Source organism: Tenacibaculum profundi (assembly GCF_057162725.1).
Map to the genome: position 1 here is coordinate 2,885,484 of NZ_CM169894.1, position 13,967 is coordinate 2,899,450.

The following is a 13,967-nucleotide window of genomic DNA, read 5'->3' on the forward strand; positions in this document are numbered from 1 at the left end:
GTTTAATTTTAACGATTAAATATCTGTTCCGAAATAACGATCTCCAAAATCACCTATTCCAGGAATCATGTATGCTTCTTTATTTAAATTCTTATCGATTGCTGAGGTTACTATTTTAACTTTTGGATACTTTTTATGTATTGTATGAATTCCTTTTGGAACTGTTAAAAGGTTTACAAAAATAATTTTATCCTCTTTCACACCATGTTCTAATAATACATTAATTGCTACTAATGCTGTTCCTCCTGTTGCTAACATTGGATCCATTAAAAGCACATTGCTGTTAGATATGTTATTAGGTAGTGCAGTATAATATAAATGAGGAAGTTTTGTTATTTTATCTCTTTGAATTAAGATTTTTCCAATAGATGCATCTCTTATAATTTCTCTGAGAGATATTTCCATACTTTCGCCAGCTCTCATAATTGAAACTCCACAAACATTATTTGACACTCTTAATCCTTCATAAGTTTCACCTACAGGGGTTGTTACATTTTTCTCTTCAACTGGAAGTAAATCAATACTTTTTTCTATAAGCTTATTAATTACTTGCTTAGCATAAAAAAGGAAATCTACTTTTTTTATGCTTTTATCTCTAATATTGGTATGTAGTAATTTAAGATACTTACTCTGGTTGAGAAGAAATAAGTTTTCATTAATAGTTGAAACTTTTTTTTGATCTTGGTAATAGGCTACAATATCATTTTCATCTATAGATTTTTCCTGAAATGATGGAGGTAGTTCGGGTGTTTGCGTAAATTGAGCTGCAGCATTTCTATACAGGCTTTTTTTATTACTTTTTTCCCATACTTTTTTTAATACATATACCAATTTTGGATTATGTTCTTCTTCCTCCTCTATTGCTCTTATAATTATTCTTCCCCATTCCTTATTTGAAAAACAATCATAAAAAACTTGATCAAATTCTTCTTTATACAGATTATGCAATGATTCTATTTTTTTTTCTTTAGGAAAGTTTCCTTTAGAAAAAAGAATTCCTAAAATCCCTATCCAAAATTGCTTAATCACGTCCTTCTGATGTTCTTCTGGTAAAACCTCTGCTATATTTTCCATTGCATGCAATGACGTTATCAGATGAAGTATTACAAAGTCACCAGGAGCAGATAAATAGAGTATTGTAACCATATAATATAATTCTTCCCACAATGTCGATGAACCTTTTTCTATTAACCATCCTGGTGTTTCATATATTAATGGATGTCCTTTTCCTACCATACAAGCTATTCGGTACTGCAATCCAGATCTTTTTAGCTCTCTATGCATATATTTTGCTGTATCAGAAATTGTTTCATCTTGAGAATCTTTAACCCAATTTTGTAATTCCTTGGTATTCTCTTTCCAATATCTAGCTATTCCTAAAATAGAATCAATTGGAGAAGTAGCTGTGGTCTTTTTATCAAACTGCATATTGGTAGCATTACAGTTTACATAAGTATACGCCATATAAGCTAAACCTTCTATGATCATACATCTATTTCTTACACTTATTCCCCAACCAGTATGGATAGTTGCATGAGTAAAAGCTCCTACCCAACCAGAAAGTAATACAGGCAAATATTTTTGTAGCAGTATTATCATCCCTAATTCTTCTTCTTCTCTTTTGAAAAAACTCACATATGAAGAAAAACTAGTACGTTTACCAAGATATTTTTTCCAATTATCATGGGTAATTTTATGTAAAGATGGCCTAGATAGCTCTAATCCATAACCATATGCTGTCTCTTTTGCATGATTATCATAATAAGATTGAATTTTTTCATCGCTAGTATTTAAACCTGCCAAAGCAATTACAGCATGTTTAGAATGATTAGTTAGATGACCATTAAACTCTATGTGATATTGTTCATCATTTAACAATGTTTCAACGGTTTTAGACAATCTTATTTCTTCTTTATTTTTCATTATAAAACAGCCTCTTTAGTTATACTTACATATACAGAAGCTAAATTCCCAGCAAACTCTGCATTACTAATAAGTACAGACGCGTTTGCTCTTGCTGTTCTTCCTTGAGTTTCTCTATCAATAATTTGCATCAAATATTTTGTAATAGCATTACCTGAAATCTTCTTTTTTTCTGCATTTATAATAGCTTTATTTAAAATATCTTCTACTTCTCTTTCGTCAATAGCATCTTCGTCATTAATTGATTTTGTAATAAGCATGCTATTTTTGTTCCCAAAAGCCCAATGCATTTGTATAACATCTGCTATTTTTGTTATGTTATCTATTCTATGAGGGCTTTTAAACCCACTTGATTTACAGTAAAATGCAGGAAAGTAATCAGATTGATATGAAATAATAGGTACTCCATGTGTTTCAAGATATTCCATTGTTAAACCTAGATCTAATATGTTTTTAGCTCCAGCACATACCATTGCTACTTTCGACTTAGTAAATTGCATAAGATCTGCCGAAATATCCATCGTTTGTTCCGCCCCTCTATGAACCCCTCCTATACCTGCTGAAGCAAAAAAATTAATATTTGCTAATTCTGCTATCATAATAGTTGAAGCTACAGTAGTTGCTCCACTATTTCTCTGGGCAAGCAAAATTGAAATGTCTCTATTACCTATTTTTGGAATATTTTTAGCCTTGGAAAATTGTTCTATTTCATTAAAAGACATTCCAATTAATATCTCTCCATCTTTTATTCCTATGGTTGCTGGAATAGCTCCTCCTTTTCTTACTGCTTCTTCAACTTTTTTTGCTGTTAAGGCATTATCTGGATATGGTAATCCATGAGTAATTACATTAGATTCTAAAGCAACAATAGGACTTCCATCGTGTAAAGCATCAGCTACTTCTTCACTAAATTTTAAAGGAATATTATAATTTTTATTCATGATTTTTTTTGCTTTTTAATGATCCATAGTTTGGGTATTTTTCTAACCACATTTGTTTAGCTACAATTTCTTTTTCATAAACTAATGCATCCCACTCACTAGGAGAAATCGGTTGAATAGCTAATGATACTACATCTTCATCACAAGAAAATGTTTCGGTAATTAGTTGTGTAATTTTTTTTATAAAGTGCGCTTTTCTTTCCTTATCAATTTCAACGGGAAAGTGCTTTATATCGATATGTGGCATGGTATATTTCGTTTTATTGTTCAATCTATTGAGTGTAGTATTTTCTGTAATATTTGTTTTTATACTAGTATTTATAGCAGTAATTAACTCTTCTATATAAGGTTCTTTTAAAATAGTGTAATGATCTCCGCTTAAGTGTATTATATTTGGTTTTCTTTCGGTAAAGAAAGGAGATTCTTCTAAGAAAGAATAATCATCTCCTCTGGCTTTTAATATGGTTATAGGTGCTTTAACTTTACGTTCTTTAAGCTCTTTAAAATTGTATTTAAACTCATATGTTAGCTTCACAATTTCTGTAATTCTAGTAACTAACTCTTTTGATAGATATTTAAATGTGTTGCAGATAAAAGTTGTAAAATCGTTTTGATTTTTTATTGTAGTTAAACATTTTTTAAGGTTTTGGTCATTAATTTTTCCAGCAAAAACCGAAAATAAAATTGTTACAAAAGCTGGATTTTTAAAGGATGGCTGATGGCTATTTACTGTTTCTTTTTCACTCCATATTTTGGGAGACCCAGGGGCTATTAAAATTAAATTCTCTACATGCTTTCCTAATTTTTCTAATTGATAACATGTTTCAAAAGCGACTCGAGCACCAAATGAAAATCCAAAAAGTGTATATGGGCCTTCAGGTTGTTTTTTAAGAATTTCTTCTACATCTTTTTTTGCCATACACGAAATAGCACTATACGGTTTTTCTCCTTTGTTTATTCCTAAAGCTTGTATTCCGTAGAAAGGTTGATGTTTTCCCATTTTTAATGCCATGGGCTTCAAATTTAATGTATATCCTCCTAGTCCAGGCCAGCAAAAAATTGGAGATTCATGACCTTTTTCTTGTAAAGGGATTAGTCTAGATAGGCTAATTATTTTCTTATCGTTAATTTTTCTTGCTAGTTTTTCAATCGTAGAATATTCAAATAATATTTGCATCGGAAGCGTCATTTCAAAAGCTTTATTAATTTTATTGAGAAGCGCAACAGCTGATAATGAGTTTCCTCCAAATTCAAAAAAATCATCTTGAATTGAAAGTTCTTCTACCTCCATGATTTCTTTCCAGATTTTCGCAATCATTTTTTCAGTTCTATTTTTGGGAAGAATAATAGCTCTTTTATGATGCTTTAGATATTCATCTGCTTTAAAATTTATTGCTTTCATATCTAATTTCCCATTGGGAGTATGAGGCAATTTATCTAATATGATAAGGTTGTTAGGTATCATATAATGGGGAAGTGTATTCATTAGGTCTTCTTTTAACATTTCTTCAGGTCCCTTCATATGAACAATATCTTCATTCATATTTTGTGAATTCATTTGGTCATTATTAATAAGCCCTCCAATACAGAAATAAGATTCTCCTAGAGGCTGCTTTAATTCCTCTAAAATCCTATTTATTTTATTAGCTGAAGGAAGATTATTACCAGATTTTGAACTGTAGCCAGAAGACATAAACCCAAAATACAAGGGATTCATTTGTAAATGCTGTAGTTTCTTTCCTAGTACAATAAATTTTTTCCAAGATTTTTTTGCTGTACTTACCATTGAAATTCCTATGCTTGCTCTTTCATAGACTTCTTGATTTATAGCAATTACTTCTTTTTTTAATATAATATCTTTAGAAAGAAATTTTAATGCATTGTTAGTATATGAATACAATCCTTTTTCTAAGTCTTTAATTGTATTTAAATGTGTTTGTACATATATAGAAACCTCATCTTTATTTGTATAAGAGGAATTAGGAACGATATTAAAAGTACCTAAATAGTAATCTTCATCTAAACAATTTAAAGAGGGTTTGATTTTAGGATTAAAAGAGCCTTCATTTACATATAATCCATATTTAGGTAGTATTTTTTCAAAAACACCTAGCATATGTCCTACCTCTATTTCTAAGACCTCTTGTATATTGTTTTTATAAACAGGCTCGATAGCACTTTTCTTTCCTAAAAAATGTATCTGTATTTGTGCATAATTTTTTGGTTGGATTTTTCTTATTTGAATTAGCTCGTGATGAATAGGATGATAATAATATATCCCACAAGATAAACCGCAAATATTGTGTATTTCAAGATACATTTGTGTTGCATATAATGCTCCAGGTGAAGCATAACTGTATTTTGGCAATAAGCGTTCTTTACTTTTGAACTGTCCAAAATACCTTAAAAAAGAACTTAGTTCATTAAATTGTAATGATGCTAAGCTTTTTATTTTTTGCTCTTTTTGTGGTGTTTTTAATAAATTGATCACTTGTTGTTTTGAAACATCTCCTCCATTATAAAACCTATATGTTTTTCGCGAGAATGTGAATCTTTTTTGCTCAACAGAAGCATCTTTAAAAAATAGTTTTATATTTTTTTCTTCGTTTTCTTCATACGGTCTACATCCTAAATTAGATAATTGGGCTTTGATTTGTAATTTGTTTTTCTTGGATTGATGGTGATTCCCGTGATTTCCTTGATCCATTAATGCTGCTTCATTTGCATCAAGTTCAATAAATGCCATAAGGTTTTTAATCCTTGTTGTTGGATTTTTCTTAACTGTTACTAAAGCATTTTTAACCCAGCTATGTTTTTCGATAACTGTTCTGATTTCATCGAGTTCTATTCTATACCCTCTTAATTTTATTTGATTATCTACTCTTCCTATGAATTGTACAGTTCCATCTTTATTCCAAAACGCTCTATCGCCTGTTTTATATAATTTTGATTGTTTATTTTCTGAAAATGGATTTGCTATAAATTTTTCTGTAGTTTCTTCAGGTTTATTGAAATATCCTTTAGCTAATTGTATTCCTTCTATGTATAATTCTCCAATCTCATTATTAAAAATTCGCTCTTTATTTTCGTTTAAAATATAGAATTTCGTATTTGCTACAGGGGTACCTATAGGAATGGTATGAAAAGATTCATTTTTAATTGCTGGACTCACCTTATATGATGATGCGTTAATAGTACATTCTGTTGGTCCATATAAATTAACTAAATCACATATAGGGAATGTGTCCATAAATTGAAGTGCTAATTTTTTAGACAACGCTTCCCCGCCACTAAATATTTGCGTAAGCGAAGTACATTCTTTAAACTCATCATAGTGAAGTAGGGCTCGTAATAATGTAGGGACGCATTGTAAGGTAGTTACCTTATGCGTTTTAATTTTATCAATAATCCTTTCAGGATCCCTGTGGATGCCTTCTTCTCCTATAACTACAGTACATCCGCATGCTATGGCTAAGATTTCCCATTGTGCAGCATCAAAACTAATAGGTGTTTTTTGTAGTATAATTTTATTCTCAAGAGCATATGCTTCTTTTATCCATTGCATTTGATTTACAATAGCTTTATGTTGAATCATTACGCCTTTTGGAGCTCCAGTACTTCCAGAAGTATATATTACGTATGCTAAATTTTCAGGTTGAGTTTGGTTTAAAAAAGTGAATTCGCTTAATTTTTTTTTCGTGTGTATTTCAATTTCTTCTAAAGTAACAATTGTAATATTCTTTGAAGTTAAATTTTGCAAATCAGATTTTAATGATTCTTTAGTAATAATGTATTTTGTATTGCTATCCTGAATCATATATTTAATACGTGCTTCAGGATATTCAGTAGCTAAAGGCAAATACGCATTATTGGAAAATAAGACTCCCCAAACCCCTATCATTAACTCTAATGATGATTCTAGATATATTCCTATACACTGTTTATTAGGAGCTCCTATATAGTATAAATAATTGGCTAATGCTTTGCTTTTTTCTATAAGCTCAGTGTAAGTTAGCGCTTTTTGATTTTGAATGATAGAAATTTTACTAGCATTAGCATTGCCATAATTTAAAAGTAAATTGGTAAGACATATTTCTTTACTCATTGCTTTTTTTATTTTTTATTATTTCCTCCTTTTGGAGATATATTGATTTAATTGAAGTATTTAGAGCTTTTATAAATTTATTTCATTACTTTTCCTCCTTTTAAAAACATATTGTAAACATTTCTATATCTCATCAATAAAACAATCGTCGAAGATAAAACTCCAATTATTAATCCACTCCATATACCTTTCATTCCATAAGATTCATAAGTGAAATAAGAAATAGAGAACCCAATTACCCAATAAGATAAAAAACATAAAGTAGCTGGAGTTTTTGTATCATTGAATCCTTTTAAAAACCCTAATACAACGACTTCTATCCCATCGAAAAAGTGAAATATAGCTAACAAAATTATTGCTTTAGAAGCCATTTGGACAACTGTAATATCATTTATATAAATTAATGGTAATAAATCTTTACATAGGTATAATATTATAAAGAATAGGATCTCTAAGCTTATGATAATCTTTAAGGAAGACCAAGAAATGAGTTGAATCTCATTTTTGTTTTTCTCTCCAATCATTTTTGAAATTCGTATTGAACTGGCTGTTGCAATTCCTAAAGGAACTACAAATAATAGTCCTGACAAGCTTAAAATAATTTGGTTTGCTGCTTGAAAGTTTTCCCCTAAAATTCCCGAAAGCAATATTGCAGCAGAGAAAAGGCTTATTTTAAAAAGTATTTGAATACTAGAAAAAGCCCCTGTTTTGGTTACACTTAGTATAGTAGTTATATTTAATTCGTTAATATTTAACCTTTTAATATACTGTCTTATACTTTCTATTTTTAAAATAAATAGTATCGCTAATGCCAACATTATAATCCTAGATATAAAAGTTCCTAATCCAGCACCATATACCCCTAATTTTGGAAATCCAAAAGCTCCAAAAATTAATGCGTAGTTTAAAAAAATATTTATCAAGTTCGCTATGATGATACAAAACATAGGATATTTTGTTTTGGATAATCCATCGATAAATTGCTTTAACCCTTGAAAAATCATAGAAGGAATTAACGACAACGCCACTATTTCTAAATAAGGAATAGCGAGTTTTACAACTTCAGCTGATTGCTTCGAATTATAGATAATATATTTTGAGTTCCATATACAAAGAAATAATACAATCCCTAATGATGTACAAAGCAATAAACCATTATAAAATAATTTTGAGATTTTATCATAATTTTTTTCACCTAAGGCGTTAGATACTAAAGGTGTTATCATAATAGAAAACCCTATTCCAATGGCTAATCCTATAAAAATAAAACTGTTTGATAGTGATATAGCTGCTAAGGATGAAGCTCCCAGTTTACCAACCATTACATTGTCTATAAATCCTAGTAATGTAAAACCTAACTGTCCTAAAATAATTGGAAAAGCAATGGCGAGTGTATTCTTAACTTGTTTCATTTATAAAGAATATTCGTTTAGTTTTTCAATAATTTTTTTCTCTAGATTTTCACTGCGACTATAATGCTTTATTGCAGCAACATTTTTTGAAGCTTTTTGGAATATTTCAATGTGATTACGAAGCGTATTTATGTTTTCCCTTTGATTAAAATTAAAGGTTGTCTTCTTTAAATCGTTCATTGTTTCGGCAGAAACCCATTCACTTACTTTTTTTCCATCAAAATATGTATCTCCTTTATATTTATAATATAATTTTGCCTCCCATTCTAGCATTTTTATTAACCTTTTCTTTAAAACATCATCTATTCTAACGATTCCATAATACACTTCATTTCTAATAATTTTCCCTAAAAATTTAAACGCATTTTGCCAGAAATCATGATAACATTCTTCAAAAGCTATTTTTGAAATATCTAAATCTTCAACATCTTCTTTATATGTAGTTTTTATTTTAAAAATTAATTCAGTTATGTTTTTTTTATCATAAAGAATCGTATATCCTCTGCTTAGATACGAATAAAATGTTTTAAGCTCATGAATAATAGTTCCTTTATTTTTTAATAATCCTGTTAGTTTAAATTGTTTCAAAAGAAAGAAAAACTTCACCATACTAAACTTCTTGTAACTAATCGGAATAATATCGAATGAGAAGTAATTATCTAGCATTACCCTATTAATCATGTTTTTTTCAACGGGGTTATTAATTACCAGTACGGAAAGAGGATTCCCAAAATCGTATAACCACTTTATATTTTCAGAGTTTAAATACTTTTCTGGCGCTGTTGTAAATACAAATAAATCGAGATCTGAAAACTCATCACTATTACTAAGATCTCCATTATGTAGAGACCCAAAGGAAATAATAGCACAGATGTCCTCATTTTTTTTGGCAAAATGTTTAATTTCTTCTACCATTACATATCAGTTTTAATTGTACTTAATTCAGGGATATCTGCATGGTCACCTATATTTAATTTTGATCCTACAGATGAATAATGTCCTACCCTGCATTTTTTCCCAATATGTGTTTTTCTTCCAATCAAACATTTTTTTCCAACAACAGTATTGTCTCCAATTACTGAATATTCGTCTAAGGAAGTAGCATCATGAATAATTACATTTTCTCCAATAATACAATCTACTCCAATATTTACTCCAAATCCAATAATACTATTTTTACCAATCTTTACGCCTTGAGCAATCTTACAACAAGCTCCTATTTGAACATTATCGCCGAATTCTCCCATAGTTAAAACTAGTTTTCTATTTTTAATAAAGTGCCCACTAATTAATGTAGAAGTTCCAATAAAAATATTTTTACCAAACGTAAATTTATTAGGATCCATAATAAGCACATCAGACGCAATAATCATTGTTTTTATATTAGTAACTCCTAGCAGTCTATAATAAATAATCTTTATAAAATCTACTCTATTAGCAATATCATTAAGAAACTTAGAAGTAGTAACAATATTGGCTGTAAGGTCTTTTAGCAACCATTTTATAAAAGGTATAGAGAAGATTTTATAAGCTCCAGGAACAACCTTTGGTGTTAGGTAATATGTTAAGCCTGTTAAAAAAATAATTAAAATAGGAGCCAGTAATAATGTCACTATAAGTAATAGTATTTTATTTATTGTGTTTTCATAAGATACTAATACATAACAAAATGGAATTAATGATATGCCATAAATTAGAAACCGTAGAATAAAAACAAAAAGTAAGCGAGTTGTAAAAACTTTAAAAAAATTCATATTATTTTAATCTTTTTATGTTAAAAACCTATAACAATTCAATAATTTATGCCAAACGCAAAGTTGGTTAATTACCACAAAGCATCAGCTACACAAAAGTGTAGTTTTTAATGAGAATTGTTTTTCAAGAAGGTCTTGATTAGATATTAAGTATTTATTCTCTTCATAAAATGCTATAAGACCAGTATATGAAAAGCTTACAGGGATAGTTTCAGAACCCAAGTAATTAATTGATTTACCGACTATTTTAGTTTTTATTCCGAATAAAGACATAACTCTTAATAATTTGCTATCACATTCTGCAAAAGCAATATTTTCAGCATGACTACACACTGGAGAGATGGCACAAACCATTAACTTTTTAAACAGATTGGTATCTTTTATTCCTTTTTTAATAGCAAACCTACCAATATGCCATATATCATTAAAAGGCTTATCCTCGATAGTTAGTAATGGATTTATTCCAAACAAACTCTGTATTGGCAGCTTATCTATAAAGTTCCATCTTAAAACCCTAATAGACCCAGTAATTTTTCCTGAACTATTTCTGCTAACAAATATTTTGGAATTTTGTATATATTCAATCTCTTCCTCGTAAACAGATTTAATATCTTTTTTAATGCTTTTAAAGCTGTCTTTATTTATGTGATGATTAAAATTCTCCTCAACTACAAATTTTGATAGGTTATATATTTCATTTATAGATAATTCTTCTAAGTAACTTGTAAAGGTCATAGTATATTTTTTTGCTACAAAACTATATAGTTGCCTCTTACAAAGCACTACACAAATTAGTAGTAGCAGTAGTAATAAAAATGTAATTAAAACTCTATTTTTTATTAAATAAAGACTCCTCATTTTAGTTTAAAATGACTACATTTGAATTTTAACCATTTGAGCTATGGCAGATGTTAATGATTTTTTTTCTTCACGAAATACCGTGACCAACATTTCTAGGAATGAACGCAAGCAAACGGCTAATTATTTAGAAACAATTAAAGCCTTTGCTAGAGCTACCTATAAAAGTATCTATGTAATAGATTATGAAAAAAAAGGATTCGAATATGTTTCTGAAAATCCTCTTTTTCTATGTGGACATACTGCTGAAGAAGTGCAAGAAATGGGATACCTTTTTTACTTCAATTATGTTATTCCTGAGGATGTAGAACTATTACTTAAAATAAATACAGTTGGCTTTAATTTTTATGAAAACATACCATTAAAAGAAAGAATATTCCATTCTATTTCGTATGATTTCCATTTAAAAAATCAAGAAGGAAAAACATTTTTGATTAATCAAAAATTAACTCCTATTTTCTTAACGGATGAAGGGAAAATTTGGAAAGCGATTTGTATTATTTCTCTTTCCAACGAACAAAATTCTGGAAATATTAAAATATATAAAAAAGGAGCAAATAAAATTTTTAAATATGATTTAAAAGGTGATTTTTGGAAAACTGAAGAGAAAGTTGAGCTCTCTAATCGAGAAAAAGAAATTTTAAAATTCTCTGTAAGAGGATATACAATTAATGAAATGGCTGAACCTATGTATGTGTCTCCAGATACTGTTAAGTTTCATAGAAGAAAATTATTTGAAAAATTAGAAGTTACTAATATTTCGGAAGCCATTGTATACGCCACCAATAATAAATTAATCTAATCAGCATTAATAGAGGAAAAATAAAATTCTGGAAATCGTTTATACTCTTTATTTGTTGCTATTTTAAAAAGAAGATGTGTACACATACTTGCCACTATCCATGAACCAATAGATAATTGCGGAGGAGACAACTTTTCTTTTTCATTTAAGTACTCATGCAATACCTCATCAATCCAGAATTGTGATGTTCTCCAGAATTTCAAATAGCTAGAAATGTATTCAACTACTCGAAGTTCATTGATTTTTTGTCCTTTTTTTGCAATAGCTTTTAATGATAAACCTTTTGGAGATATTACTGTTACTAATCCTCCCCAACCTAAATTATAAGGATGTAAAACAGGAATATTTTTTCTTTGGCAAACTTCATCAAAAAGTAATGGAACATCTGAAGTGAAGTCTAAAGCATTAATAGCTATTTTATGCCTATCAATATAACTTTCAACATTTTCTGTTGTTAAGAAACAATTATACACATTTATATTAGCCTTATTATTAATTGATAACAATCTTTTTTTAATTGCATCTACCTTATCTATATTAATGTCATCTTCTACGTAATTTTGCCTATTTAAATTTGAATTTTCAACATAATCTCCATCTATTATAGTTATATTCTCAAAACCAAAGCGTAAAGCACACTCTGCTATAACACTACCAATTCCAGACCCTCCTAATAAAATAGGGTAATTTTTAATTAGTGCTTGTTCTTCTGGTTTAACATATATTCTATTCCGACTATATCTAACTTCCATCTTTAATTTGAACGTTTTATTCAAATCAAATTTAGATTGAAAATAATAATATATTACTACACTAAAAGGTAGATTTTAGTAGTTCTTGAAAAAATTCCGCTAAAAGGGGTTAAGGGGAAATTCCCCTTACAAGTCAGCGTGTTGGTAACGGAAACTTCAGTTTTACTGTTTCCGTCAACACGCTTACTTGTTTTAAATCTAAACCTTACAAATTATAAATTTCTTAGATTTTTGCTTACAAACATGCTATGACTCTTCTGATCGCTTTGATTACTCAACAATGAAGTATTTTAAATTAAGTTTGTATCTGTTAGCTCTTATGGTAAGTTTGACACCTAACATTTCTTCTTATCAAATGCCTATTGTATATGCACAACAAAAAGAAAATCCTCGAAAACCCCGAATACCGCCTGTTGGAAATACACTAGGGCTGTTACCTGGACCCAACACTAAAAAATAGAAAAAGATGAAGGAGAAGGAGCGAAATATATACTTAATAAATTGCTCCCCGCCTCAACCAACATCTTCTTAGTGCTTCTATTTTTATTCGGAACATCGTTACTTATTTGTATAGGATTGTTATTCTTTTTTAATGAGTTTAATCCTGATTTACTAGATAAAACTAAGGAAGGATTATTCTGGTTTGGTATGGGGACTGCCATATCCATTTTAGGTTATGCTATCGTTCGACTTATTATTGGAATTAATTTCTTTACCTGATTTTGATTACCATTGCCCTCCAGTAGAACTTTGACACGTCCTACTAAAAGATCTAGAAGATCCATATTTGGATTGTCCTGAACAATAGCTATCTGCTACTTTGGTTTGTGTGTATTCATAAGTTTATAGCAGTAGGCTTTTTTGTATTCTGTTCCATAAACGGTATAAGTTCCATCTACAGGAGCAATCATTTGATGATATATATCCTTAGCATCGGCAACTCCACTATATAAAATGAAAGTAAGAGGGTTTGTTTCTTGTTTGTTTTGTGAAAAATGTAAATCATTATATTTTGCAGTACATCCAGAATAGTAATCGTCATTTATCCAACGAAAAGCAGTATACGCCTGACTAGAAGTAGGTTTCGTATTGGAATCACACTTATCGTGACTGGCGTAATTGTTATCTTCATCTTTGCAACTTACTGAACGATATTGTGTTCCTGAAAAATTACTATAGGTATTCCAACCATTGGCATCTGTATATGAACTGGTATAGACATCCCAATCAAAAGTACAAGTATCTGTATAGGTGTATGACACTGAACCTTCATTTACCACCTGACAGTTACTATTATAATTGGTACAGTTTGAAATATTATTATTCTGCGAGTTACACATAGACCCTGAGAAGCAAATTCCTAACTGCGTATTGCTAGTATTCACTGTTCCCGTTCCACATTCATCAATGGTTCTTGGAG

The 13,967-nt window shown here is 29.5% G+C and carries 12 protein-coding genes; 2 read left to right on the forward strand and 10 right to left on the reverse strand.

The genetic code is table 11. From position 1 onward, the window contains the following. Positions 1-15 precede the first annotated feature (15 nt). The 7 genes from upp to AC2GW8_RS11805 form a co-directional block, all read right to left on the reverse strand. Positions 16-1,923 carry a uracil phosphoribosyltransferase gene (gene upp, locus AC2GW8_RS11775; protein WP_440880066.1) on the reverse strand — a complete coding sequence of 636 codons (1,908 nt, stop codon included), beginning with the start codon at positions 1,921-1,923 and terminating at the stop codon, positions 16-18. Then, positions 1,923-2,864, reverse strand: coding sequence for a pseudouridine-5'-phosphate glycosidase (locus AC2GW8_RS11780; RefSeq protein ID WP_440880067.1), 942 nt, complete (start codon positions 2,862-2,864; stop codon positions 1,923-1,925). The genes upp and AC2GW8_RS11780 overlap by 1 nt, the downstream gene beginning before the upstream one ends. Then, the gene (locus AC2GW8_RS11785; RefSeq protein ID WP_440880068.1) at positions 2,857-6,969 is read right to left on the reverse strand and encodes an amino acid adenylation domain-containing protein; all 4,113 of its coding nucleotides are present in this window, start codon (positions 6,967-6,969) and stop codon (positions 2,857-2,859) included. Before AC2GW8_RS11785 ends, AC2GW8_RS11780 begins: the two co-directional genes overlap by 8 nt. Positions 6,970-7,046: 77 nt before the next feature. Next, positions 7,047-8,381 (reverse strand): MATE family efflux transporter, encoded by a 1,335-nt coding sequence (locus tag AC2GW8_RS11790; protein WP_440880069.1) that lies wholly within the window; start codon positions 8,379-8,381, stop codon positions 7,047-7,049. After that, positions 8,382-9,296 (reverse strand): aminoglycoside 6-adenylyltransferase, encoded by a 915-nt coding sequence (locus tag AC2GW8_RS11795; protein WP_440880070.1) that lies wholly within the window; start codon positions 9,294-9,296, stop codon positions 8,382-8,384. Next, positions 9,296-10,135 (reverse strand): hypothetical protein, encoded by an 840-nt coding sequence (locus AC2GW8_RS11800; protein ID WP_440880071.1) that lies wholly within the window; start codon positions 10,133-10,135, stop codon positions 9,296-9,298. Before AC2GW8_RS11800 ends, AC2GW8_RS11795 begins: the two co-directional genes overlap by 1 nt. 84 nt (positions 10,136-10,219) lie before the next feature. Then, complete coding sequence (locus tag AC2GW8_RS11805) at positions 10,220-10,870, reverse strand: hypothetical protein (protein ID WP_440880072.1); 651 nt, start codon at positions 10,868-10,870, stop codon at positions 10,220-10,222. Between the two features lie 166 nt (positions 10,871-11,036). Here AC2GW8_RS11805 and AC2GW8_RS11810 point away from each other — a divergent pair, with 166 nt between their 5' ends. After that, positions 11,037-11,795 carry a response regulator transcription factor gene (locus AC2GW8_RS11810; RefSeq protein WP_440880073.1) on the forward strand — a complete coding sequence of 253 codons (759 nt, stop codon included), beginning with the start codon at positions 11,037-11,039 and terminating at the stop codon, positions 11,793-11,795. On the opposite strand, the gene AC2GW8_RS11815 is transcribed toward AC2GW8_RS11810, so the two are convergent. Further along, positions 11,792-12,547, reverse strand: coding sequence for a ThiF family adenylyltransferase (locus tag AC2GW8_RS11815; RefSeq protein WP_440880074.1), 756 nt, complete (start codon positions 12,545-12,547; stop codon positions 11,792-11,794). The two genes, AC2GW8_RS11810 and AC2GW8_RS11815, sit on opposite strands and share 4 nt — an antisense overlap. 280 nt (positions 12,548-12,827) lie before the next feature. Here AC2GW8_RS11815 and AC2GW8_RS11820 point away from each other — a divergent pair, with 280 nt between their 5' ends. After that, entirely contained in the window at positions 12,828-13,007 is a 180-nt protein-coding gene (locus AC2GW8_RS11820) for a hypothetical protein (RefSeq protein WP_440880075.1), read from the forward strand. Here AC2GW8_RS11820 and AC2GW8_RS11825 read toward each other — a convergent pair. Continuing rightward, positions 12,997-13,215 carry a hypothetical protein gene (locus AC2GW8_RS11825; RefSeq protein WP_440880076.1) on the reverse strand — a complete coding sequence of 73 codons (219 nt, stop codon included), beginning with the start codon at positions 13,213-13,215 and terminating at the stop codon, positions 12,997-12,999. The genes AC2GW8_RS11820 and AC2GW8_RS11825 overlap by 11 nt on opposite strands. A gap of 147 nt (positions 13,216-13,362) precedes the next feature. Continuing rightward, positions 13,363-13,932 (reverse strand): hypothetical protein, encoded by a 570-nt coding sequence (locus AC2GW8_RS11830; protein ID WP_440880077.1) that lies wholly within the window; start codon positions 13,930-13,932, stop codon positions 13,363-13,365. Between the last annotated feature and the right edge of the window lie 35 nt (positions 13,933-13,967).

Excerpts from the sequence above, each read along its gene's own strand:
- AC2GW8_RS11800 (WP_440880071.1), bottom strand. The coding sequence starts at position 10,135 with ATGAATTTTTTTAAAGTTTTTACAACTCGCTTACTTTTTGTTTTTATT.
- AC2GW8_RS11805 (WP_440880072.1), bottom strand. The coding sequence starts at position 10,870 with ATGACCTTTACAAGTTACTTAGAAGAATTATCTATAAATGAAATATAT.
- AC2GW8_RS11785 (WP_440880068.1), bottom strand. The coding sequence starts at position 6,969 with ATGAGTAAAGAAATATGTCTTACCAATTTACTTTTAAATTATGGCAAT.
- AC2GW8_RS11810 (WP_440880073.1), top strand. The coding sequence starts at position 11,037 with ATGGCAGATGTTAATGATTTTTTTTCTTCACGAAATACCGTGACCAAC.
- AC2GW8_RS11820 (WP_440880075.1), top strand. The coding sequence starts at position 12,828 with ATGAAGTATTTTAAATTAAGTTTGTATCTGTTAGCTCTTATGGTAAGT.
- AC2GW8_RS11825 (WP_440880076.1), bottom strand. The coding sequence starts at position 13,215 with ATGGATATGGCAGTCCCCATACCAAACCAGAATAATCCTTCCTTAGTT.
- AC2GW8_RS11815 (WP_440880074.1), bottom strand. The coding sequence starts at position 12,547 with ATGGAAGTTAGATATAGTCGGAATAGAATATATGTTAAACCAGAAGAA.
- AC2GW8_RS11780 (WP_440880067.1), bottom strand. The coding sequence starts at position 2,864 with ATGAATAAAAATTATAATATTCCTTTAAAATTTAGTGAAGAAGTAGCT.
- upp (WP_440880066.1), bottom strand. The coding sequence starts at position 1,923 with ATGAAAAATAAAGAAGAAATAAGATTGTCTAAAACCGTTGAAACATTG.
- AC2GW8_RS11795 (WP_440880070.1), bottom strand. The coding sequence starts at position 9,296 with ATGGTAGAAGAAATTAAACATTTTGCCAAAAAAAATGAGGACATCTGT.
- AC2GW8_RS11790 (WP_440880069.1), bottom strand. The coding sequence starts at position 8,381 with ATGAAACAAGTTAAGAATACACTCGCCATTGCTTTTCCAATTATTTTA.